2 protein-coding genes are annotated in these 942 nt (G+C 46.5%); both read right to left on the bottom strand.

The features are described from left to right. Positions 1-70: hypothetical protein (locus tag ACWHAR_RS24180; protein WP_452088072.1), on the bottom strand; the 70-nt coding region annotated here is incomplete at its 3' end. A 208-nt stretch (positions 71-278) separates the two neighbouring features. Beyond that, the coding region (gene degA, locus ACWHAR_RS24175) for a transcriptional regulator DegA (protein WP_452088071.1) at positions 279-942 on the bottom strand (664 nt) is incomplete at its 5' end.

The following is a 942-nucleotide window of genomic DNA, read 5'->3' as shown; positions in this document are numbered from 1 at the left end:
CGAAATTTTTCGCATGATAATAACCGAGCCTTCCTAATCCCAATACTGCACATCTTACTTGATGTTCCACGTCCCATCCTCTCCTTTATCTCATTTCAGGCTCGCTTCGAGAAAGCGCTTTCTCTTAACAGCTAAAAAAACAGCGGTTCTATCCGCTTTACCATTTTTGCGCAAGCGCTTTCTCAAAAGATGGTTTCATTTTACACTGCCTTTGGTTTACACGCAATATGTTTTTTGGCTTCAACTGTCATAATGAAAAAACCCGCTCATTAGCGGGCTCATGTGTTGAGCGGTGATGTAGAATGTCTGACTACAAGCTCAGGCGGAAGCACTATTTTTTGTTTCGCCTTTCGTTTTCCCTCTATTGCTTCTGCCAGCAGTTCGATGACGCTCCGCCCCATCTCTTTTATCGGCTGGGCTACGGTTGTCAGGGGCGGAGCCGCCATTTCTGCGAGTATCGTATTATCAAAACCAATGATAGAAAGATCATCCGGCACTTTTATGCCTCTTATTCTCGCAGCTTGTATGGCGGCACAAGCCAATACGTCGTTGAAGGCAAAAATAGCAGTCGGAGCGTTCCTGTCGAGCAATTTTCCCGCTTCTTCCTTGCCGCTTTCCAAGTAAAACCGCGTTTGGATGATAAGTGATTCATCAATGTGCACGCCCGCTTCCTCCATCGCCTGACGGAAGCCTTTGATTCTATTTTTTTCGCCTGTCGTTGACCCGTCTCCGATAATGCAGGCGATGTTCGTGTGGCCGAGTGACAGAAGATGCTTGGCAGCCACATATCCGCCACGAACGTCATCTATCACAACAATATCCATCGGAAGAAGCGGCTTATCCTGAGAAATCATGGCAATCGTAATGTGTTCACTGGCGATTTCCTCCAAAGCAGACATACTGTCATGGCTTTCAATCCCTGTTGCAAAAATAATGCCATCC

The organism is Bacillus sp. LR--39, assembly GCF_053613335.1.
This window is presented reverse-complemented; position numbering and strand designations above follow the sequence as displayed.